The sequence below is a fragment of the Modestobacter sp. DSM 44400 genome, from assembly GCF_900107175.1.
Classification (GTDB): Bacteria; Actinomycetota; Actinomycetes; order Mycobacteriales; family Geodermatophilaceae; genus Modestobacter.
In genome coordinates this window covers 267,463-287,279 of record NZ_FNOZ01000001.1, presented here as the reverse complement: position 1 = coordinate 287,279, position 19,817 = coordinate 267,463, and the positions used below count along the sequence as shown (strand labels likewise).

Genomic DNA, 19,817 nt, shown 5'->3' with positions numbered 1-19,817 from the left:
CGTACCCGAGGCGAACCTGTGATCATGCTGGCCCGCATGCTCGAGCGCCCGGTGGGCACCGCGGACGTGGTCGCCTACCACGAGGAGCCGGGGCGAGCTTCGGTGCCCGAGGCGGTGCGGCCCTACCCGGGAATCCGGGCGGCGTTGGCGGCTCTGCGGCCGCACGTGGCGCTCGCTGTGTGCACCGGTGCCAGCACGCGTGCCGCCGAGCTCCTGCTCGACGCCGCAGACCTGGTCGACTTCTTCTCCATCATCGTGGGCGGCGACCAGATCGAGCGGTCGAGCCGGATCCCGAGGGCATCGAGCGGGCCTGCCGAAAGCTGGGCGTCGCCCCCACCCGGAGTGCCGACATCGGAGACGCGCCCACCGACCTGCTCGCGGCCACGCGCAGCGGCGCACACGCGCTGACCGCCGGATGGGGACACCTGTACGACCCGACCGCCCCCGCTGAGCACACCGTGGACCGTCCCGGTGACCTGGTGGACCTGCTCGTCGACCAGCGCCGCTGACCTCGGGGGCTGATCCGGCTGACACCTCCCCGTGCTCCGGCCCGGTCGGGCTCATAGCAGCGGCTGAGGACGGCTGGCCGGCGCCAACTACCCTGATCGGTCGTGCTCGTCCTCGCCCTCGACACCGCGACCCCGAACCTCGTCGTCGGGCTGGCGCGCTGGTCGGCCGCCGAGGGGGTCGAGGTGCTCGCCGAGCGGGCCGTCGCCTCGGCCAACCGGCACGCCGAACTGCTCACCCCGACCATCCGTGCCGTGCTGGCCGACGCCGGTCGGTCGATGGGCGACCTCGATGCCGTCGTCACCGGACTGGGGCCCGGGCCCTTCACCGGGCTGCGGGTCGGGGTGGTGACCGCTGCCGCGGTGGCCGACGCCCGCGGCCTGCCCGTCGTCGGCGTCTGCTCGCTGGACGCGATCGGCGCCGGCGCCCGCACCGTGGTGACCGACGCCCGGCGCAAGGAGCTCTACTGGGCGGCCTACGCCGCCGACGGCACCCGGACGATCGGGCCCGCGGTCAACCGGCCGGACGGCATGACCCCTACCCCGCCGCTGGTCGGCGACGCGGCGGTCGGCTCCGACCGGCTCGGCGTCCCGGTCGCCGCCGCCCAGGTGACGACAGCCGGACTGCTGCGCGCGGCGGCTCCGCAGCTGGGCGACCCGGGCTCCGCCGGCCCGCTCGAGCCGCTGTACCTGCGCCGTCCCGATGCCGTCCCGCCGACGCTGCGGAAGGCGGTCTCCCAGTGACAGTCTCCCTGCGGGACATGACGCGCGCCGACCTCCCCGCCGTGCTGGCGATGGAGGAGGAGCTCTTCGCCCCGGACACCTGGACGGCGGCGATGTACCGGGACGAACTCGCCCGCACCGACACCCGGCACTACCTGGTCGCCGTGGACGACGCCGGCGCCGTACTCGGCTACGCAGGGCTGATCGCCTATCCCGAGGAGGCGCACATCGCCACCCTCGGCGTCACCGTCGCCGCCCAGGGCCAGGGCGTCGGCGTATTCCTGTTGGACACGCTGCTCGCCGAGGCGGACACCCGCAGCAAGGTCGTGCTGCTGGAGGTTCGCGCCGACAACGAGGTCGCTCAGGGGCTCTACCGGCGTCGAGGGTTCACCGAGATCGGCCGCCGGCAGGGCTACTACCAGCCCAGCGGCACCGATGCCGTCGTCATGCAGCGGGAGGTGCCCCGATGAGCGGACAGGGGCGTGAGCATCGCAGCGCGGCCGGAAGCCGACAGGAAGTGAGCATCGCAGCGGGCCCTGCGAGCGAGGAGCGGAGCGACCGCGGAGGCGACCGACGACATGGAACGGGGAGCGGAGCGCCCCGCGGGAGCGAATGGAGTCATGGTGGCTGACCAGCCGCTGGTCCTGGGCCTCGAGACCTCCTGCGACGAGACCGGGGTCGGCCTGGTGCGCGGGCAGACCCTGCTGTCCGACGCCCTGGCGACCAGCATGGCCGAGCACGAGCGGTTCGGCGGCGTCGTCCCGGAGATCGCCTCGCGGGCGCACCTGGAGGCGATGATCCCGACGGTCCGCCGCGCGCTGTCCGATGCCGGGGTGACCGCCGGCGACGTCGACGCGATCGCGGTGACCTCCGGTCCCGGGCTGACCGGCGCCCTGCTGGTCGGCGTCGCCGCGGCCAAGGCCTACGCCCTCGCGCTGGACGTGCCGCTGTACGGGGTCAACCACCTCGCCGCGCACGTCGCCGTCGACGAACTGGAGCACGGCCGGCTGGCCGAGCCCACGGTCGCGATGCTGGTGTCCGGTGGGCACAGTTCGCTCCTGCTGGTCCCCGACCTCACCCAGGACGTGCAGCCGCTGGGCCAGACCATCGACGACGCCGCGGGGGAGGCATTCGACAAGGTCGCGCGGGTGCTCGGTCTGCCGTTCCCCGGTGGACCGCCGATCGACCGGGCCGCCCGCGGGGGAGACCCGACGTCCATCGGCTTCCCGCGCGGACTCACCGGCCCGCGCGACGCCCCCTACGACTTCTCCTTCTCCGGCCTGAAGACGGCGGTCGCGCGTTGGGTCGAGGCTCGCGAGCGGACTGGTGAGCCGGTTCCGGTCGCCGACGTCGCCGCGGCGTTCCAGGAGGCTGTGGTCGACGTGCTCACCGCCAAGGCCGTCCGCGCCTGCCGCGACTCCGGCGTCGACCACCTGGTGATCGGCGGGGGGGTGGCGGCGAACTCGCGGCTGCGCGCGCTCGCCGCTGAGCGCTGCGCCGCGGCCGGGATCGTGCTGCGCACGCCCAGCCCGCGGCTGTGCACCGACAACGGGGCGATGGTCGCCGCCCTGGGCTCCCGGCTGGTCGAGGCCGGCATCGCGCCGTCCGCGGTCGACCTGGGTGCGGACAGCTCGCTGCCGATCGACGTCGTCAGCCGGTAGCTACGGTCAGGCGGACGGCGGCCCGCAGACCAGCACGGTGGGGGCGCCGGCCACCCGGGTGACGACGACGACCGCCGTTCCGCTGCCCGGCCCGCGGAGCTGGCGGGCCAGCGCGTCCGGCTCGATCGGCGACCCGCGCTTCTTCACCACGACGCGGCCGACGTCCCGGCTGCGCAGCAGCGCCTTCAGCTTCTTGAGGTTGAACGGCAAGACGTCGGTCACCGGGTGGCTGCTGGCCCACGGCGATCCGGTGGGGGAGTCGCTGGTCAGGTAGGCGATCGTCGGGTCGACCAGGGTCGCGCCCAGGTTTGCGGCCACCACCGACACCAGTCCGGAGCGGATCGCCGCCGGGTCGGGCTCGTGCAGCCAGCCGCGCACCGGGCCCACCGGTGCCAGCCCGGGGTCGTCATCGGCGATCAGCTCGGCGATCGTCCCGCCGCGCACCAGGGTCGCCCGCCGCCAGGTCGTCGACAGGCCGCGGCCCCACAGCAGCGCCTCCACGATCGAGCCGCCGATCGACACCCACTCCGCCTCGATCCCGGCCGGCACGCGGTCGTGGTCCAGCCCCGGCGCCACCTTGACCACGCAGCGGGGCACCCGCTCGAGCAGGGCGAGGACCGTCGACCACGGCGGGGACCAACGGTCGGGGTCCAGCAGTCGTCGTCCACCGGCCCGGCGCGCCGGGTCCAGGACGGCGGCGTCGCAGCCGGCCACCTGCCCGTCGGCGGCGGCCGCGACCAGGTCGACGACGTCGGCGTCGACCACCTGCACCCGGTCGGCGACGCCGACGGCGGCAGCGTTGGCCGCGGTGAGCGTGCGGGCCACCGGGTCCCGGTCGACGGCGAGCACCGAGGCGCCCGCCCGGGCCAGGGCGAGGGTGTCGGTGCCGGCTGCGCACCCGAGGTCGGCGACGGACGCCACCCCACCGGTGAGCAGCCGGCCGGCCCGGCGGTCGGCGAGCGCCGGCCGGCCGGCCTGCTCGAGGGTGTCCCCGGTGAACAGCAGCCGGTCCGCGTCGGCGCCGAACGCCGGCCGGGCCTTTGCGCGCTGCCGCGCGATGCCCCAGGCCGGACCGGCCAGCTGCACACCCACCTCGGTCCGCAACCTGGACAGCGCGGTGACCGCGTCGGTGCGGCCGGCCAGCAGCTCGGCGGCCCGGGTCAACGCGGCGGCACCGGCCGGCGTCGCCAGGTCCTGCAGCTGACGCACGGTCTCCGCGGACCGTGCGGCGGACTCCTCGTCCTGGTTTCCCGGGGGCATCGCGACAGCGTCGCCCACCTCCGGGGTGAGCCGGTGGCCGACCCGGTTGAGCGGCTGGCACTCGCATGGGTAGAGTGCCAATGACACAGGCCGGTACCTGACCCCCGCGACGGCAGGTCGCCAGCCTCGTGCCACAGCATCTGCACTACCTCACAAGCCCGTCGACACGAAGGGGGCGTCACATCGTGACGACCGCTACCAAGGTCAACATCAAGCCGCTGGAAGACCGCGTCGTGGTCCAGGCCAACGAGGCCGAGACCACCACGGCGTCCGGTCTGGTCATTCCGGAAACGGCGAAGGAGAAGCCCCAGGAGGGCACCGTCGTCGCCGTGGGTCCCGGCCGCATCGACGACAACGGCAACCGCGTCCCGCTCGACGTCAACGTCGGTGACGTGGTCGTCTACTCGAAGTACGGCGGCACCGAGATCCGGTACGGCGGCGAGGACTACCTCGTCCTGTCCGCGCGTGACCTGCTCGCCGTCGTGGAGAAGTGACCTCACTCCTCCGCTAGTACCAGCACGACCCTGCACGTGAGACGACACCGCCCCGGCGACCCGAACCACCGGGTCCCGGGGCGGTTCGCGTCTGCCTCCGTTCTCTCCCGCACCACCCGGACACCCTGAGAGGTCTGGCATGGCCAAGATCATCCTGTTCGACGAGGACGCCCGCCGCGCCCTCGAGCGCGGCGTCGACAAGCTCGCCGACGCCGTCAAGGTCACCCTCGGCCCCCGCGGCCGCAACGTCGTGATCAACAAGAACTTCGGCGCCCCGACGATCACGAACGACGGCGTCACCATCGCCCGCGAGATAGAGCTCGAGGACCCCTACGAGAACCTCGGTGCTCAGCTCGCCAAGAACGTCGCCACCAAGACCAACGACGTCGCCGGCGACGGCACCACGACCGCCACCGTGCTGGCCCAGGCGCTGGTGCACGAGGGCCTGCGCAACGTCACCGCAGGCGCGAATCCGATGGCCCTGGGCCGCGGCATGCGCGCGGCCGTCGACGCCGTGCACGCCGCGCTGGACAAGGTCGCCATCCCGGTCGACGACCGCAAGGCGATCACCGGGGTGGCCACCGTGTCCGCGCAGGACGCCGAGGTCGGCGAGCTGATCGGCGAGGCGATGGAGCGGGTCGGCAAGGACGGCGTCATCACCGTCGAGGAGGCCAACACCTTCTCCACCGACCTCGAGGTCACCGAGGGCCTGCAGTTCGACAAGGGCTACCTCTCGCCCTACTTCGTCACCGACTCCGAGTCCATGGAGGCCGTCCTGGAGGACGCCCTCGTGCTGCTGGTCAGTGGCAAGATCAGCGCGCTGTCGACGCTGCTGCCGCTGCTGGAAAAGGTTCTCGGCTCGGGCAGCCAGCCGCTGCTCATCGTGGCCGAGGACGTCGAGGGCGAGGCGCTGTCGACCCTGGTGGTGAACTCCATCCGCAAGACCATCAAGGTCGCCGCGGTGAAGTCGCCCTACTTCGGCGACCGGCGCAAGGCGTTCATGACCGACCTGGCCGTCGTCACCGGCGCGCAGGTGGTCAGCGAGGACGTCGGCTTGTCCCTGGACAACGTCGGCCTCGAGGTGCTCGGCACCGTCCGCCGGGTCACCGTCACCAAGGACGACACCACGATCGTCGACGGCGGCGGCACCTCCGGCGCGATCGCCGACCGGGCCGCGCAGGTCCGTCGCGAGATCGAGGACACCGACTCCGACTGGGACCGCGAGAAGCTGCAGGAGCGGCTGGCCAAGCTGTCCGGCGGCGTCGCGGTGATCCGCGTCGGTGCGGCCACCGAGGTCGAGATGAAGGAGAAGAAGCACCGGATCGAGGACGCCATCGCCGCCACCCGCGCCGCGGTGGAGGAGGGCGTCGTCCCCGGTGGCGGTTCCGCGCTGGTGCACGCCGCCGCGGCCATCGACGAGCTCACGCTCACCGGGGACGAGCTCATCGGGGCCCGCTCGGTGCGCCGGGCCGTGGACTCCCCGCTGTCCCGCATCGCCGAGAACGCCGGCTTCGAGGGCCCGGTCGTCGTCGGCCGGGTGCGCGAGCTCGGCATCGGCCAGGGCTTCAACGCCGCGACCGGCGAGTACGGCGACCTGGCCGCCCAAGGCGTCATCGACCCGGTCAAGGTCACCAAGGCCGCGCTGGCGCACGCCGCCTCGATCGCGGCGATGGTGCTGACCACCGACTCGGCCATCGTCGACAAGCCGGCCGAGTTCGAGGGCAACGGGGCGCACCACACCCACGGCCACTCGCACGGTGGGCACGGGCACGGCCACTGAGCTGAGCTGATCTCCCGTTGATCATCGGCGGGTGGCTGACCGACGCGCCGTCGGGCACGACCACCCGCCGGTGATCGCCCGGGGTCTCCCGGGAGGCAGCAGCACCGAGAACGCCGAGAGGGCCGGTCCGACAGATGTCGGACCGGCCCTCTCGGCGTTCTGGCGGGGGAGGTCTCCCGCCGGCGTCAGACCCCTGCAGCGATCGGGGCGGGCTCGGCTGCGATCAGTCTGGTCCGCTCCTCCTCGCTCATGCCGCCCCAGACCCCGTAGGGCTCGCGGACCGACAGCGCGTGCTGGAGGCAGCTCTCGAGAACGGGGCACCGTGCGCACACGGCCTTCGCTGCGGCCTGCCGGCGCGCCCGCGCCGGGCCCCGCTCGCCGTCGGGGTGGAAGAACAGGGACGTGCTCTCGCCCCGGCAAGAACCGTGCAGCTGCCAGTCCCACACCTCGGCAACGGGCATGGGCAGTCGACGGATGTCGGCCATGGGACCTCCTCGGCTCGGGTGCACCGGGGGGTCTGCCCGGTCACTGACGGCCGGATGCCCCGCACCGAACGTGCGCAAACACATCAGTTCTCGCTTCCGGCTGCGGAATCGCCGGACATGTGCGATACCCGGCGCCAGCCCGGGTCTGTTGGGCACCACACAGCACGTCCGCGAACCCGCTGAGCCGCCGCTGGAGCACCGCGGAGCCTGCGGAGGCGCCGGGGGGCCTCACCCTGCGGGGTGACAGCCGCTGTTCGGTTGCCCTCCCGACGATCAAGGTGACGCCACGGGGTGCCGACCACCGGGTGGGGGACCTCTCGGCGCCGTCCGGTGACACCGGCGGCACCGAGCACCTCCGGGGCGGGGACACCCCCGCCCCCGGCCACCCGGTCGGGCGGCGCCCGGTCGGTATGTCGCCGGCCCGTCCCCAGGCCGGCGCAGACAGGAGCAGCGGTGATCGAGGACAGGGTGCGGGGCAACGGCAGCGGTGCCGTCGTGTGGGTGTTCGACGAACGTCGGCGGGTCCGGGACGACGTCGCGGCCCGACTGCTCGCCCTGCCGTTCGTGGGCCGCGTCGAGGCCGTCGGCGACCCGGCCGCCCTGGCCGCCCGGCTGGCCAACCGGCTCCCCGACGTCCTGCTGGTGGGCACGCAGCGCGCCACCGACAGCGGCCTGTCGGTGGCCACCCAGGTGCTGCGCTCACACCCCGGCCTGCCGGTGCTCGTGCTCGGCGCCCCCGACGACGCCGACAGCGTGCGTTCCGCCGTGGCGTTCGGCGCCCGCGGCTACCTGCGCTGGGACGCCAGCCCGCTGGAGCTGGGGCTTGGCCTGTCGCGGACCGGCATGCGCTCGGACCCGCAGCGCCCCCTGGGCTCCCTGGCACCGGTATCCCGCACGCCGCAGCACGCCCTCGCCGGCGCACCGAACGGCGGACCATCGTCCTGGGGGAGCGCCAGCCCGCTGGCCGGCGCCGCGCCCACCACGGTCCGGTCCACGGTGCCCGACCCGGCGCCGGTCGCGCTGTCGATGCGGGAGATGCAGGTGCTCACCGGCATGAGCCAGGGCAAGAGCAACGCCCAGATCGGCCGTGAGCTCTACCTGTCCGAGGACACCATCAAGACCCACGCCCGCCGGCTGTTTCGCAAGCTCAGCGTCAAGGACCGCGCCGAGGCGGTCGCCACCGGCTTCCGCCGGGGGATGATGAGCTGAGCTCCTCCTCCGGAGGATGAGCCGCCCGACCGACCGCTGAGCCAGGGCATGCCCCGGCTCAGCCGTCACCGGGGTGGCTCTACCGCGCGAGCTACGACCGTGCGGGCCGTCGTCCACTGGACGACGGCCCGTCCACATCCGCCGGGGACGCCGGCTCTGCGGTCTCCCGCCCGGTGACCATCGCCCGGTGACCCTCTCGCTGCCTGCCCTGCTCCGCGTCGCCGCTCAGGCTCGATCGGGCCTGTTCGCCCGGCCGACCTGACGGCGGCCGGCGTCACCGAACGAGAGATCCGCAGCGTGGTCCGCTCAGGGGCGTGGGTCCGGCTGCGCCCCGGACTGTTCGTCACCGCGGCCGGCCTCGCCGAGACCGAAGCGGCCGGACGGCGTCATGAGCTCGACGCGCCAGCCGTGGCCACGGCGCTGGCCAGGCCCAGTGCGGCACTCAGCCATGGCACGGCGGCCCGGTGTGGGATCTGTCGATACCCGCTGGGCTGCCATCTGAGGTGCGGCTGACCGACCCGCACCGCTGGCGCACCGGGCCGGGTTACGTGATGACCCGCGCGGAACTCCCGGCCGACGAGGTGACCGCCCGGCCGGCACCGGCTGACGACCCCGGCCCGGACGCTGGTCGACACTGCGCGTGAGTGGCCGGAACTGCCTGCTGTGGCCGCTCCGGACGCGGCGCTGCTGCGCGGCCTGGTGACGCCGCAACTCCTGCAGGACACCCTCGAGCGGCACCGGTTCGTCCCACGCAGGAGTTCGACGGCCGGGTGAAGTACCTGCGGCCGGCCTGCGGAGGTTCGCCCGAGGACGTCCTGTTCGACGAGAAACGGCGCGAGGACACGATGCGCGCGGTCGGGGTGCGCTTCGTCCGACTGGTCGATGACGACCTCTGGCCGGGGTGGCGCCGGTCGAGGCGCGGGTCCGTCGGAGACGACGATGCGCTCTACGGTGCCGCGGTCCCGAGGACCGCTGTCGTGACCGAGGTGGGCCCGGAGGGTCCGGTGAGGGCGCGACGAAACGGCTCAGCGCAGCCGGGGGACGGAACCTGGCCGTGATGTGATCCGGAGGATCGCAGTGTCACGGCTCAACCCCTCGACGACGCCGTTCTAGTCGTCCCGGGCGTGCCGGCCGGTCGAGCCGTGCTGGCCACTGGGCTCCTCGCGCTCGGCCATCGCAGCGACCCCGTCGGCGTAGCCGCTGGCGTAGTCCCAGCTGACGTAGTCGTCGGGGTCGGGGTCGAACGGCGGCTCGTGCCGGCCGGTCTGCCCCTCGTCGAGCAACTGTCGCAGGTTGGCCTGCATCAGCGCCCAGTCGACGTGGTGCTCCTCCTCGCAGTCCGGGCAGTCCACGACGATGCCCTTGACCCCGGTGGGCTCCAGCAGGGTGCGGAAGACCTCCAGCTCAGCGAGGTCGTCGAGGACCCCGGCGCGTTCTTCCAGGGTCAGCGGGGGCAACTCCGACCGGTCCCCGCCGTCGAAGTCCGGCTCGGGACCGAGTGCGTCGTCCCACGCGTCCACGTGTCCTCCTCGCCGGCTCGTGCCGGCCCCGTGTCCTCCTGCTGTCGCCAGCAGCTCGGGCGTGCACGCACGCCCACCGGACAACGGTAACGGGGCGCGGGTGTCCGGCAGGTGTCCGCCTACCATCGGTGGGTCCCGTGCGCCTCTCCGGCGTGCGCACCGACGACCGAGAGGGTGGCGGCAGCATGCAGCCCGACGAGCAGCTTGATGGGCCCCGTCCCGAACTGCCGGCCAAGTTCGCCCCCCTGGGGCTGACCTACGACGACGTCCTGCTCATCCCGGGGGCGTCCGACGTCGTCCCCGCCGAGGTGGACACCAGCAGCCGGCTCACCCGCGGCATCCGGCTGGCCATTCCGCTGCTGTCCTCGGCGATGGACACCGTCACCGAGTCGCGGATGGCGATCGCCATGGCCCGCGCCGGTGGCGTGGGCGTGCTGCACCGCAACCTGTCCGCCGAGGACCAGGCCGGTCAGGTCGACCTGGTCAAGCGGTCCGAGGCCGGCATGGTCACCAACCCGGTCACCTGCGCGCCGGGCAACACGCTGGCCGAGGTGGACGCGCTGTCGGCCCGCTACCGCATCTCCGGCGCCCCGGTGGTCGACGGCGAGGGCGTGCTGGTCGGCATCATCACCAACCGCGACATGCGCTTCGAGAACGACCAGAGCCGGCTCGTCCGCGAGGTGATGACGCCGATGCCGCTGGTCACCGCCCGGGTCGGGGTCGACCCGGAGACCGCCCTGGCCCTGCTCCGCGAGCACAAGATCGAGAAGCTGCCGCTGGTGGACCACGCCGGCCGGCTCCGTGGACTGATCACCGTCAAGGACTACGTCAAGCGCGATCAGTACCCCTCCGCCACCAAGGACGCCGACGGCCGGCTGCTCGTCGCCGCCGCCCTGGGTGTCGGGGAGGACGCCTACAAGCGGGCCGGGCTGCTCGTCGACGCCGGCGTCGACGTGCTCGTGGTGGACACCGCGCACGGCCACCAGCGGGCCGTGCTGGAGATGGTCGCCCGCGTCAGGGGCGACTTCGCCGTCGAGGTCATCGGCGGCAACGTGGCCACCCGGGCCGGCGCCCAGGCGCTCGTCGACGCGGGTGCGGACGCAGTGAAGGTCGGCGTCGGACCTGGCTCGATCTGCACCACCCGCGTCGTCGCCGGGGTCGGCGTCCCGCAGGTCACCGCGATCTACGAGGCCAGCCTCGCCTGCCGGCCGGCCGGCGTGCCGGTCATCGGCGACGGCGGCCTCCAGTACTCCGGTGACATCGCCAAGGCCCTCGTCGCCGGCGCCGACACCGTGATGCTCGGGAGCCTGTTCGCCGGTGTCGAGGAGGCACCCGGCGAGCTGGTGTTCACCAACGGCAAGCAGTACAAGTCCTACCGGGGGATGGGGTCGCTGGGCGCGATGCAGAAGCGCGGCGGCAACCAGTCCTTCAGCCGCGACCGGTACTTCGCCGACGACGTCCTCTCCGACGACAAGCTCGTGCCCGAGGGCATCGAGGGCCAGGTGCCCTACCGCGGCCCGCTGGCCGGGGTGGCCCACCAGCTCGTCGGGGGCCTGCGGGCCTCGATGGGCTACGCCGGAGCGGCCACGATCGCTGACCTGCAGGAGGGTGGCCAGCTGACCCGGATCACCTCCGCCGGGCTCACCGAGAGCCACCCGCACGATATTCAAATGACCACCGAAGCCCCCAACTACCGCACGAGGTGACCGGCATGTGCATCCGTGCCATCCGCGAGAACTCCCAAGCCCCCAACTACCGGGCCCGGTGACCTGATGCCCGTACGCGACAACGTGGAGATCGGCCTCAACCGGTTCGCCCGCCGCGGCTACGACCTCGACGAGGTCTCGCTGGTGCCCAGCCGGCGGACCCGGGACCTCGACGACGTCTCCACCGCCTGGCAGATCGACGCATTCCGCTTCGAGATCCCGCTGATCAGCAGCCCGAGCGACGCGGTGGTGAGCCCGGCCACCGCGGTGGCCATCGGCGCTGCCGGCGGCCTGGGTGTGCTCAACGCCGAGGGTCTGTGGACCCGCTACGACGACCCGACCGATGTCTACCGCCAGCTGCGCGGGGCCGCCGGGCCCGACGGCGGCCCGCCGACCTCGCTGCTGCAGGAGGTCTACGCCGAGCCGGTGAAGCCCGACCTCGTCACCGCCCGGGTCAAGGAGCTGGTCGACTCCGGTGTCACCACCGCGGTGCGGATCTCCCCGCAGCACACGGTGCAGCTCGCCCCGGCGGTGCTGGCCGCCGGGGTCGACCTGCTGATCATCCAGGGCACCATCGTCTCCGCCGAGCACGTCACCACGACCGGGGAGGCGCTGAACCTCAAGGAGTTCATCGCCGACCTCGACGTCCCGGTGATCGTGGGCGGGGCCGCGGACTATCAGACGGCGCTGCACCTGATGCGCACCGGCGCGGCCGGCGTCATCGTCGGCGTGGGCGCCGATAGCTGGTCCACCAGCGACGCCGTGATGGGCATCCGGGTGCCGCTGGCCAGCGCGATCGCCGACGCTGCCGCGGCCCGCCGCGACTACCTCGACGAGACCGGTGGCCGGTACGTGCACGTGATCGCCAACGGCCGGATCGAGACCAGCGGCGCCATCGCCCGCGCGCTGGCCTGCGGCGCCGACGCCGTCCAGCTCGGCGAGCCGCTGCGCAGCGCGCAGGAGGCCCCCGGCGGCGGCGTGTGGTGGGACTCGGTCGCGGCGCACCCGCGGCTGCCGCGCGGCGGCGCCTCGGCGCCGGCCGTCCCGCGCGGCACGCTCGAGGAGGTGCTGCTCGGCCCGGCCACGGAGGCCGACGGTCGCACCAACCTCTTCGGGGCGCTGCGCCGCACCATGGCCAAGACCGGCTACCGGGACCTCAAGGAGTTCCAGCGGGTCGACCTGGTCATCGGCGGCGGCGGGGAGACCCCGCCCAGCCCCGGTCACCTGGTGGGCTGAGGTGGACTTCCCGACCGTCCTGGTCGTCGACTTCGGTGCCCAGTACGCCCAGCTGATCGCCCGTCGGATCCGCGAGGCCGGCGTGTACTCCGAGATCGTCCGTGGTGACCTGCCCGTCGCCGACGTGCTCGCCCGCAAGCCGGCGGCGATCATTCTGTCCGGCGGTCCGTCCAGCGTGTACGCGCCGGGCGCCCCGCAGGTCGACCCGGCGCTGTTCGAGGCCGGCGTCCCCGCCTTCGGCATCTGCTACGGGTTCCAGGCGATGGCCGCCAGCCTCGGGGGCACCGTGGCCCGCACCGGCGACCGCGAGTACGGCGGCACCCCGCTGACGGTGACCACCCCCGGGTCGCTGTTCGGCAGTCTCCCGCCGGAACAGTCGGTGTGGATGAGCCACGGCGACGCGGTGAGCGCCGCCCCACCCGGGTTCACCGTCACCGCCACCAGCACCGGGGCGCCGGTCGCCGCCTTCGAGGACGTCGACCGCCGGCTCGCCGGGGTGCAGTTCCACCCCGAGGTCCGGCACACCGCGCATGGGCAGACCGTGCTCGAGCACTTCCTCTTCGAGATCGCCGGCCTCGGGCGCAGCTGGACGATGGCCAACGTCGTCGAGGAACAGGTTGCCGTGATCCGCGAGCAGATCGGCGAGCGGCAGGCGATCTGCGGGCTGTCCGGTGGCGTCGACTCCGCCGTTGCGGCCGCCCTGGTCCAGCGGGCGATCGGGGACAAACTGACCTGCGTCTACGTCGACCATGGCCTCATGCGCGAGGGCGAGACCGAGCAGATCGAGCGGGACTTCGTCGCCGTCACCGGGGCCGACCTGCGCGTCGTCGACGCCGGCGAGCAGTTCCTGGGTGCGCTGGCCGGGGTGAGCGACCCCGAGCAGAAGCGGAAGATCATCGGCCGGGAGTTCATCCGGGTGTTCGAGCAGGCAGCCCTCGATGTCGTCGCCGACGCCAAGGAGCACGGTGAGACCGTCGACTTCCTGGTGCAGGGCACGCTCTACCCCGACGTCGTGGAGTCCGGCGGCGGCTCCGGGACGGCGAACATCAAGAGCCACCACAACGTCGGCGGGCTGCCCGAGGACCTGACCTTCACCCTGGTCGAGCCGCTGCGGACGCTGTTCAAGGACGAGGTCCGCGAGGTGGGCCGCCAGCTGGGGCTGCCCGACACCCTGGTGCAGCGGCAGCCCTTCCCGGGGCCGGGGCTGGGCATCCGGATCGTGGGGGAGGTCACCGCCGACCGGCTCGCCATCCTGCGCCAGGCCGATGCGATCGCCCGCGCCGAGCTGTCCGCCGCCCACCTGGACACCGAGATCTGGCAGTGCCCGGTGGTGCTGCTCGCCGATGTCCGCTCGGTCGGTGTGCAGGGCGACGGCCGCACCTACGGCCACCCGGTGGTGCTGCGCCCGGTGTCCAGCGAGGACGCGATGACCGCGGACTGGACGCGGCTGCCCTACGACGTGCTGGCGAGGATCTCGACCCGGATCACCAACGAGGTCCCCGAGGTCAACCGGGTGGTGCTGGACGTGACCAGCAAGCCCCCGGGCACCATCGAGTGGGAGTGACCCGTTCCTGAGACGTCGTCCCGGCCGTCAGGACGCCGAGGCCGGGCGGTCGCTGCCGGCCGAGCTGCCTGGACCTGGTCCGCGTCATGTCCTCGGGGTCTCGGGGGATCTCGGGAGGGGATCAGCGCCGGCGGACCCGGCGGACCTCGCTGAGAAGCAGCGACACCCCGCCGCCGATCAGCAGGAGCCACGCCACGCCGCCGTCCCAGACCCTGCCGAGGTGTACCCCGGCCAGGACGGGCACCGCCCGGACGCTGAACAGAAGCCCGAGGGTCAGGGACACCAGGTCCGATGAGCGCTTCGCCGGGCCGGCCGTGCCCGGCTGCGGGGCGAGGGAATCGGGGGACATCTCGGTGTCCTGGCGAGCGGTCCCGTCGGGGCCCAGGGCGTAGCGGTCAGCCACGGGACACCGTCACGTCGCCGAGTTCCGGACTGGACGGGGATCTCGAACTCGGCGCGGTCGTCGCCGGTCCAGGGCGACGAACCGCTGCCGGGGAAGAACCCTGCCGGCGACCACCGGTCAGCTCGCCAATGCCCGCAACGGCTTCTCGGCGACCCTGGTCATCCTGGTCGGCGTCGCGCTGGCCACCGCCCGCTGTGGCGTCGGCTGCTGGACCCGGACGGGCGGCACTGCCTCGGTGCGTCCCGCGCCGGGGGAGGGCACCGAGGTGGAGCTCTGCCTGCCGCGCGGCGAGCGCGTCGAGGTGACCGCGTGAGCACCGGTCCGGTCGACCCGGCGTCGTCCGCGACGCGGGTCTTCCTGGTCGACGACCACGCCATGGTCCGGGCCGGGGTGCGGGCCGAGCTCGGCACGGACGTGGCCGTGGTCGGCAAGGCCGCCGACGTCCCGACCGCCGTCACCGGCATCCGGGCCACCGCGCCGGACGTTGTCCTGCTCGACGTGCACCTGCCCGGCGGCGGTGGCCGCGCGGTGCTCGAGACGCTGCGGGCCGAACTGCCGGCGACCCGGTTGCTCGCACTGTCGGTCTCCGACGCCGCCGAGGGCGTCATCCGCGCCGGCGCCCGCGGCTACGTCACCAGGACGATCTCCGGTCCCGACCTGCGGGCCGCGGTCCAGCGGGTGGCCGAGGGCGACGTCGTCTTCAGCCCCCGGCTGGCCGGCTTCGTGCTCGACGCCTTCGCCGCCGCCGCCGGCGGTCCCGTCGCTCCGGTGCCCGCCGCCGCGGACGACGCGACGGACCCGGGCCTGGACCTGCTCTCGGGGCGCGAGCGCGAGGTCATGCAGTTACTGGCCCGCGGGTACACCTCCGGGAGATCGGCGGGCGGCTGTTCATGTCGGTGAAGACGGTGGAGTCACATGCCTCCAACGTGCTGCGAAAGCTGCAGCTGTCCAACCGCAACGAGCTCACCCGGTGGGTGGCCACCAACCGGCTGTTGTGACCAGCCGCTGTCAGGCGGTGTGCACGACGTGGAACGCCTCGGCCATGCGGCCGTCCGGCAGCCCGTGGGCGCGGGCGGTCTGCCGCATCCAGCCGCCGACGAATTCCTCCAGCCGCCCAGCGGGCTGGTGGCTCACCTGGGTGATGTGGGAGTTCAGGGCGGCGAACTTGCGGTCCACCACGTCGGTGACGTCGACCGCGTGGTCGGCTCGGGGGCTGGCGCCCAGCCAGACCTCCGGCACCGTCCACGCCTCGAGTCCCTCGTCGATCAGCAGCTCGGGGAACGCGAAGGGATTGCGGGCGTCGGGGTAGACCGCACGCAGGGTCGACTCCCCGACGGCCATGTGGTCGGGGTGGCTGGCGCCGATGCGGTCCCAGACCCGTTCGGGCGAGCTGGTCAGCACCCGCTGCGGGCGCACCTGCCGGATCATCCGGCTGATGTCGCGGCGCAGGTCAAGGCTGAGCTCCAGCCGTCCGTCCGGGTAGCCGAGGAACCGGACGTCGGTGACGCCCACGGTGGCTGCGGCGGCCCGCTGCTCGGCCTGCCGCAGCGGCCCCATCTGCTCGCGGGGGGTGTCGTCGAACCCGCCGGCGTCCCCGTCGGTGACAACGCAGTAGGTGACCTCGGTGCCGGCCGCCGTCCAGAGGGCCACCGTCCCGGCACTGCCGAAGTCGACGTCGTCAGGGTGGGCCAGGACGCACAGGGCCCGCTCGACGTGTGCGGCGGGATCGGCGGTGAGCGGCGGGGTCACTCGCGCGAGCCTAGGTCGCCGGTGTCGGGTCGGCTGCGGGCAACCGACCGTGGAGGTCGATGCGCCAGTCGACCTGGACGCGCCGGCCGACGTGGCCGTAGGGGCGGACGAGCTCCAGGCGGGTGAGGGCGGCGCGGCTGTCGGCCCATAGCAGGGCGACGTGGCACCGCGCAGGGCGTGCCCGGCCCGGCACGTCGCCGAAGGCCAATTGGGTTTGCGCGCTCGGCTCCTGCCGGTAGAAGTCGCGCAGGCCGTGGGTGTCGGCCGAGGGCAGTTCGCCGTCGTCCGAGTGCCAGATGCGGACGACGTCGCGCGAGGTGCGCAGGATGAGCCCGCTCATCGGCAGTCCGAGATTGTCGGTGTCGACGTCGGTGGGCCGGAGCTGCTGCTCCAGCAGCGGGTCGGAGCCGGCATCGTCCAGGTCGGCGCCCCAGGGGCGCAGCCGCTCCATCGCCTCCCGACGGACGAGCTGGTGGTCCAGGTGCCGGTCCGCGGTGGGGTTCCAGCCGTGGGCGGCGTGCACCGCCGCGCTGACCGCCACCCCGGCCCGCAAGGCCTCGTGCACCGACACCAGCAGCGGCCACAGCCGCCGGGTCACCGCAGCGGGGGAGGAGTCCACGTGTCGATCCTCACCCCGGCCACCGACAGTCTTCGGCCGGGAGCAGGGGTCAGAGCCGGCCGCGGCCCTGGCGGAGCAGCATCATGCCGAGCGAGGCGCCGTCCGGGCCGAGCGCGTTGCGGAACCGGAACAGCACCTGCTGCTCACGGGACAGTGAGAGACGGGTGCCGCCGGTGGTCGTGCGCAGCACGCCGATCTCCTGGGAGATGGCCAGCCGGCGCTGGACGAGCTCGATGATCGCGGCGTCGCAGGCGTCGATCTCGCCGCGCAGCTCGCCGATCCGCTCCGCCGGATCGGCGGTGGAGTCGGTGCTGGCGGTGGGGGTGCCCATCGTCCGGGTGCTCATGGGGTCCTCCAGGGGTGGAGGGCGTTGGACCCCAGGAGACGGAAAACGCCCCGGGGCCGTGGGCCCGGGGCGTCGTGTGCGGTGGCTGTTCAGCCAGCGGAGACGGACACCGGAACCCGGAGGCCGTAGTAAAACTCGCGGTGGCGAAGCACGTGGCCGAGTGTGCCACAGGTCGGTGCGGAGTGGCCAGTGCGCCCTGCGGCAGCGGCGGGACCGTCGGTGCCCCGGCTTAGAGTGGCGGGGTCATGAGCAGCCCGCAGCAAGCACTCCCCGGCACGGCCGCGCTCCCTCGCTCGACGGCCGGTCAGGCCGGTCGCGAGCTCGACCGGATGCTCGCCAGCCTCAACGGCCCGCAGCGCGCAGCCGTTGTCCACGAGGGGGGGCCGCTGCTCATCGTGGCCGGCGCGGGGTCGGGCAAGACCCGGGTGCTGACCCACCGGATCGCCTACCTGCTCGGCGCCCGGCACACCCAGCCCGGCGAGGTCCTGGCAATCACCTTCACCAACAAGGCCGCCGGGGAGATGAAGGAGCGCGTCGCCAACCTCATCGGCCCGCGCGCCCGGGCGATGTGGGTGTCGACCTTCCACTCGATGTGCGTGCGCATCCTGCGCGCCGAGGCCGGCAAACTGGGCATGAAGAGCTCGTTCACCATCTACGACCAGGGCGACTCCGTCCGGCTGATGACGATGGTCGCCCGCGACCTGGACCTGGACAGCAAGCGGTATCCCGGCCGGAGCCTGGCCAACCAGGTGTCGAACCTGAAGAACGAGCTGGTCGACGAGGAGTCCTTCGTCCCGACGACGCCGCCGGAGAAGGTGCTCGCGGAGGCCTACCGGCTGTACCAGCGGCGGCTGCGCGAGGCGCACGCGATGGACTTCGACGACCTGATCATGACCACGGTGCACCTGCTCCAGGCATTCCCGGACGTCGCCGAGCACTACCGCCGCCGGTTCCGCCACGTGCTGGTCGACGAGTACCAGGACACCAACCACGCCCAGTACGTGCTGGTCCGCGAGCTGACCGGCCCGGTCGGCGGGCCGGTCCCGCCGGCCGAGCTCTGCGTGGTCGGTGACGCCGACCAGTCGATCTACGCCTTCCGCGGCGCGACGATCCGCAACATCGACGAGTTCGAGCGCGACTACCCCGAGGCGACCACGATCGTGCTGGAGCAGAACTACCGCTCCACGCAGCGCATCCTGCGCGCGGCCAACCAGGTGATCTCCCGCAACACCTCGCGCCGGCCGAAGAACCTGTGGTCGGAGGCCGGTGACGGGGAGCTGATCGAGGGCTACGTCGCCGAGAACGAGCACGACGAGGCGGCCTGGGTCGCCGAGCAGATCGACGCGCTCACCGACGAGGGCAAGGCCCAGCCGAAAGACATCGCGGTCTTCTACCGCACCAACAACGCATCCCGGGTCTTCGAAGAGGTCTTCATCCGGGTCGGGATGCCCTACAAGGTGGTCGGCGGCGTCCGCTTCTACGAGCGACGCGAGGTGCGCGATGCGCTGGCCTACCTGAAGGTGGTCGCCAACCCCGCCGATGTGGTGAGCCTGCGGCGGGTGCTCAACAGCCCCAAGCGCGGCATCGGCGAGCGGGCCGAGGCCTGCATCGAGCAGCTGGCCGACCGGGAGCGGATCGCCTTCGCCTCCGCGTTGCGCCGCGCACCGGAGGCGCCGGGGTTGGCCACCCGGTCGCTCAAGGCGATCCAGGAGTTCGTCGCGCTGCTGGAGGAGTTCGAGCAGCTGGTCGAGACGGGTTCCGGCCCGGCGGCGCTGCTGGAGAGCATCCTGGACCGGACCGGATACCTCACCGAGCTGGAGGTGAGCACCGACCCGCAGGATGAGGGCAGGGTCGACAACCTCAACGAGCTCATCTCGGTGGCCGCGGAGTTCGAGGCGGCCAACCCCGGCGGGACGGTCACCGACTTCCTGGAGCAGGTGTCACTCGTGGCCGACGCCGACCAGATCCCGGTGACCGGCGACGACGCCGGCGTGGTCACGCTGATGACCCTGCACACGGCCAAGGGCCTGGAGTTCCCGGTGGTCTTCCTGACCGGCCTGGAGGACGGCGTCTTCCCGCACCTGCGGGCCCTCGGCGACCCGCGCGAGCTGGAGGAGGAGCGCCGGCTGGCCTACGTCGGGATCACCCGCGCCCAGCAACGGCTGTTCCTGTCCCGGGCGACGGTGCGCACCAGCTGGGGCCAGCCGGCCTACAACCCGCCGTCCCGGTTCCTCGACGAGCTGCCGGGCGACACGGTGCGCTGGGCGCGGATGGACCCCGCCCCGGTGGCCTCGACCGGGTACGCCTCGGCGCAGTCGCGGGTGGCGGCGACCGGGCTGTCCACCGGCGGCCTGCGCGGCGGGGCGGGAAACCGTGCGGTGATCAACGTCGACGTGGGCGACCGGGTCAGCCACGACGCGTTCGGCATGGGCACCGTGGTGGAGGTGACCGGCGCTGGCGACAAGGCGCAGGCGACGGTCGACTTCGGGTCCGGGGGCACCAAGCGGCTGGTGCTGCGGTACGCCCCGCTCGTCAAGCTCTAGTGGACGAGCGCAG

22 protein-coding genes are annotated in these 19,817 nt (G+C 73.1%); 15 read left to right on the top strand and 7 right to left on the bottom strand.

Annotated elements, in window-relative coordinates:
- Positions 1-24 precede the first annotated feature (24 nt).
- The 5 genes from BLW04_RS27970 to tsaD all read left to right on the top strand — a co-directional run bounded on the left by BLW04_RS27970 (position 25) and on the right by tsaD (position 2,890).
- Positions 25-408, top strand: coding sequence for an HAD family hydrolase (locus BLW04_RS27970; RefSeq protein ID WP_254780936.1), 384 nt, complete (start codon positions 25-27; stop codon positions 406-408).
- Positions 321-509 (top strand): HAD family hydrolase, encoded by a 189-nt coding sequence (locus BLW04_RS29440; protein WP_371327761.1) that lies wholly within the window; start codon positions 321-323, stop codon positions 507-509. Before BLW04_RS27970 ends, BLW04_RS29440 begins: the two co-directional genes overlap by 88 nt.
- A gap of 102 nt (positions 510-611) precedes the next feature.
- Positions 612-1,250, top strand: a complete 639-nt coding sequence (tsaB, locus tag BLW04_RS01365) for a tRNA (adenosine(37)-N6)-threonylcarbamoyltransferase complex dimerization subunit type 1 TsaB (RefSeq protein WP_091536343.1) — start codon at positions 612-614, stop codon at positions 1,248-1,250.
- Positions 1,251-1,267: 17 nt separating this feature from the next.
- Entirely contained in the window at positions 1,268-1,699 is a 432-nt protein-coding gene (gene rimI, locus BLW04_RS01360) for a ribosomal protein S18-alanine N-acetyltransferase (protein WP_091536823.1), read from the top strand.
- 150 nt (positions 1,700-1,849) lie between these two features.
- Positions 1,850-2,890 carry a tRNA (adenosine(37)-N6)-threonylcarbamoyltransferase complex transferase subunit TsaD gene (tsaD, locus tag BLW04_RS01355; RefSeq protein WP_175483849.1) on the top strand — a complete coding sequence of 347 codons (1,041 nt, stop codon included), beginning with the start codon at positions 1,850-1,852 and terminating at the stop codon, positions 2,888-2,890.
- A gap of 6 nt (positions 2,891-2,896) precedes the next feature.
- Here the strand turns inward: tsaD and BLW04_RS01350 are convergent, their stop codons facing one another.
- The gene (locus BLW04_RS01350; protein WP_091536821.1) at positions 2,897-4,150 is read right to left on the bottom strand and encodes a class I SAM-dependent methyltransferase; all 1,254 of its coding nucleotides are present in this window, start codon (positions 4,148-4,150) and stop codon (positions 2,897-2,899) included.
- A gap of 182 nt (positions 4,151-4,332) precedes the next feature.
- Between BLW04_RS01350 and groES the strand changes: the two genes are divergently transcribed.
- Positions 4,333-4,644, top strand: a complete 312-nt coding sequence (gene groES, locus BLW04_RS01345) for a co-chaperone GroES (RefSeq protein ID WP_217630795.1) — start codon at positions 4,333-4,335, stop codon at positions 4,642-4,644.
- Between the two features lie 139 nt (positions 4,645-4,783).
- On the top strand, positions 4,784-6,424 hold the full coding sequence (groL, locus tag BLW04_RS01340) for a chaperonin GroEL (RefSeq protein WP_091536337.1): 1,641 nt from the start codon (positions 4,784-4,786) through the stop codon (positions 6,422-6,424).
- A 185-nt stretch (positions 6,425-6,609) separates the two neighbouring features.
- On the opposite strand, the gene BLW04_RS01335 is transcribed toward groL, so the two are convergent.
- The gene (locus tag BLW04_RS01335) at positions 6,610-6,909 is read right to left on the bottom strand and encodes a WhiB family transcriptional regulator (RefSeq protein ID WP_091536335.1); all 300 of its coding nucleotides are present in this window, start codon (positions 6,907-6,909) and stop codon (positions 6,610-6,612) included.
- A gap of 495 nt (positions 6,910-7,404) precedes the next feature.
- On the opposite strand from BLW04_RS01335, the gene BLW04_RS01330 reads away from it, so the two are divergent.
- Complete coding sequence (locus BLW04_RS01330; protein ID WP_371327760.1) at positions 7,405-8,118, top strand: DNA-binding response regulator; 714 nt, start codon at positions 7,405-7,407, stop codon at positions 8,116-8,118.
- A 234-nt stretch (positions 8,119-8,352) separates the two neighbouring features.
- Complete coding sequence (locus tag BLW04_RS29435; RefSeq protein ID WP_139306702.1) at positions 8,353-8,631, top strand: type IV toxin-antitoxin system AbiEi family antitoxin domain-containing protein; 279 nt, start codon at positions 8,353-8,355, stop codon at positions 8,629-8,631.
- A 596-nt stretch (positions 8,632-9,227) separates the two neighbouring features.
- Here BLW04_RS29435 and BLW04_RS01320 read toward each other — a convergent pair.
- The gene (locus tag BLW04_RS01320) at positions 9,228-9,638 is read right to left on the bottom strand and encodes a DUF5319 family protein (RefSeq protein WP_091536327.1); all 411 of its coding nucleotides are present in this window, start codon (positions 9,636-9,638) and stop codon (positions 9,228-9,230) included.
- A 185-nt stretch (positions 9,639-9,823) separates the two neighbouring features.
- Between BLW04_RS01320 and guaB the strand changes: the two genes are divergently transcribed.
- The 3 genes from guaB (at position 9,824) to guaA (ending at position 14,144) form a co-directional block, all read left to right on the top strand.
- Entirely contained in the window at positions 9,824-11,344 is a 1,521-nt protein-coding gene (gene guaB / locus BLW04_RS01315; RefSeq protein ID WP_091536816.1) for an IMP dehydrogenase, read from the top strand.
- 66 nt (positions 11,345-11,410) lie between these two features.
- Complete coding sequence (locus tag BLW04_RS01310) at positions 11,411-12,580, top strand: GuaB3 family IMP dehydrogenase-related protein (protein WP_091536325.1); 1,170 nt, start codon at positions 11,411-11,413, stop codon at positions 12,578-12,580.
- Between the two features lies 1 nt (position 12,581).
- Positions 12,582-14,144, top strand: a complete 1,563-nt coding sequence (gene guaA, locus BLW04_RS01305) for a glutamine-hydrolyzing GMP synthase (RefSeq protein WP_091536322.1) — start codon at positions 12,582-12,584, stop codon at positions 14,142-14,144.
- A gap of 121 nt (positions 14,145-14,265) precedes the next feature.
- Here the strand turns inward: guaA and BLW04_RS01300 are convergent, their stop codons facing one another.
- A complete protein-coding gene (locus tag BLW04_RS01300; RefSeq protein WP_091536319.1) occupies positions 14,266-14,547 on the bottom strand; it encodes a hypothetical protein in 282 nt (93 codons plus the stop codon).
- Between the two features lie 309 nt (positions 14,548-14,856).
- Between BLW04_RS01300 and BLW04_RS01295 the strand changes: the two genes are divergently transcribed.
- Positions 14,857-15,447, top strand: coding sequence for a response regulator transcription factor (locus BLW04_RS01295; RefSeq protein ID WP_305777647.1), 591 nt, complete (start codon positions 14,857-14,859; stop codon positions 15,445-15,447).
- A gap of 5 nt (positions 15,448-15,452) precedes the next feature.
- Entirely contained in the window at positions 15,453-15,545 is a 93-nt protein-coding gene (locus tag BLW04_RS29290; RefSeq protein ID WP_305777646.1) for a helix-turn-helix domain-containing protein, read from the top strand.
- A 10-nt stretch (positions 15,546-15,555) separates the two neighbouring features.
- On the opposite strand, the gene BLW04_RS01290 is transcribed toward BLW04_RS29290, so the two are convergent.
- From BLW04_RS01290 to BLW04_RS01280, 3 genes are read right to left on the bottom strand one after another with little or no spacing between them, the layout of a single operon-like run.
- The gene (locus BLW04_RS01290) at positions 15,556-16,296 is read right to left on the bottom strand and encodes a PIG-L deacetylase family protein (protein ID WP_091536317.1); all 741 of its coding nucleotides are present in this window, start codon (positions 16,294-16,296) and stop codon (positions 15,556-15,558) included.
- 10 nt (positions 16,297-16,306) lie between these two features.
- Complete coding sequence (locus BLW04_RS01285) at positions 16,307-16,915, bottom strand: hypothetical protein (RefSeq protein ID WP_091536315.1); 609 nt, start codon at positions 16,913-16,915, stop codon at positions 16,307-16,309.
- Between the two features lie 49 nt (positions 16,916-16,964).
- The gene (locus BLW04_RS01280) at positions 16,965-17,261 is read right to left on the bottom strand and encodes a chorismate mutase (protein ID WP_091536313.1); all 297 of its coding nucleotides are present in this window, start codon (positions 17,259-17,261) and stop codon (positions 16,965-16,967) included.
- 245 nt (positions 17,262-17,506) lie between these two features.
- Here BLW04_RS01280 and pcrA point away from each other — a divergent pair, with 245 nt between their 5' ends.
- A complete protein-coding gene (gene pcrA / locus BLW04_RS01275; protein ID WP_091536311.1) occupies positions 17,507-19,804 on the top strand; it encodes a DNA helicase PcrA in 2,298 nt (765 codons plus the stop codon).
- The last annotated feature ends 13 nt before the right edge of the window (positions 19,805-19,817 follow it).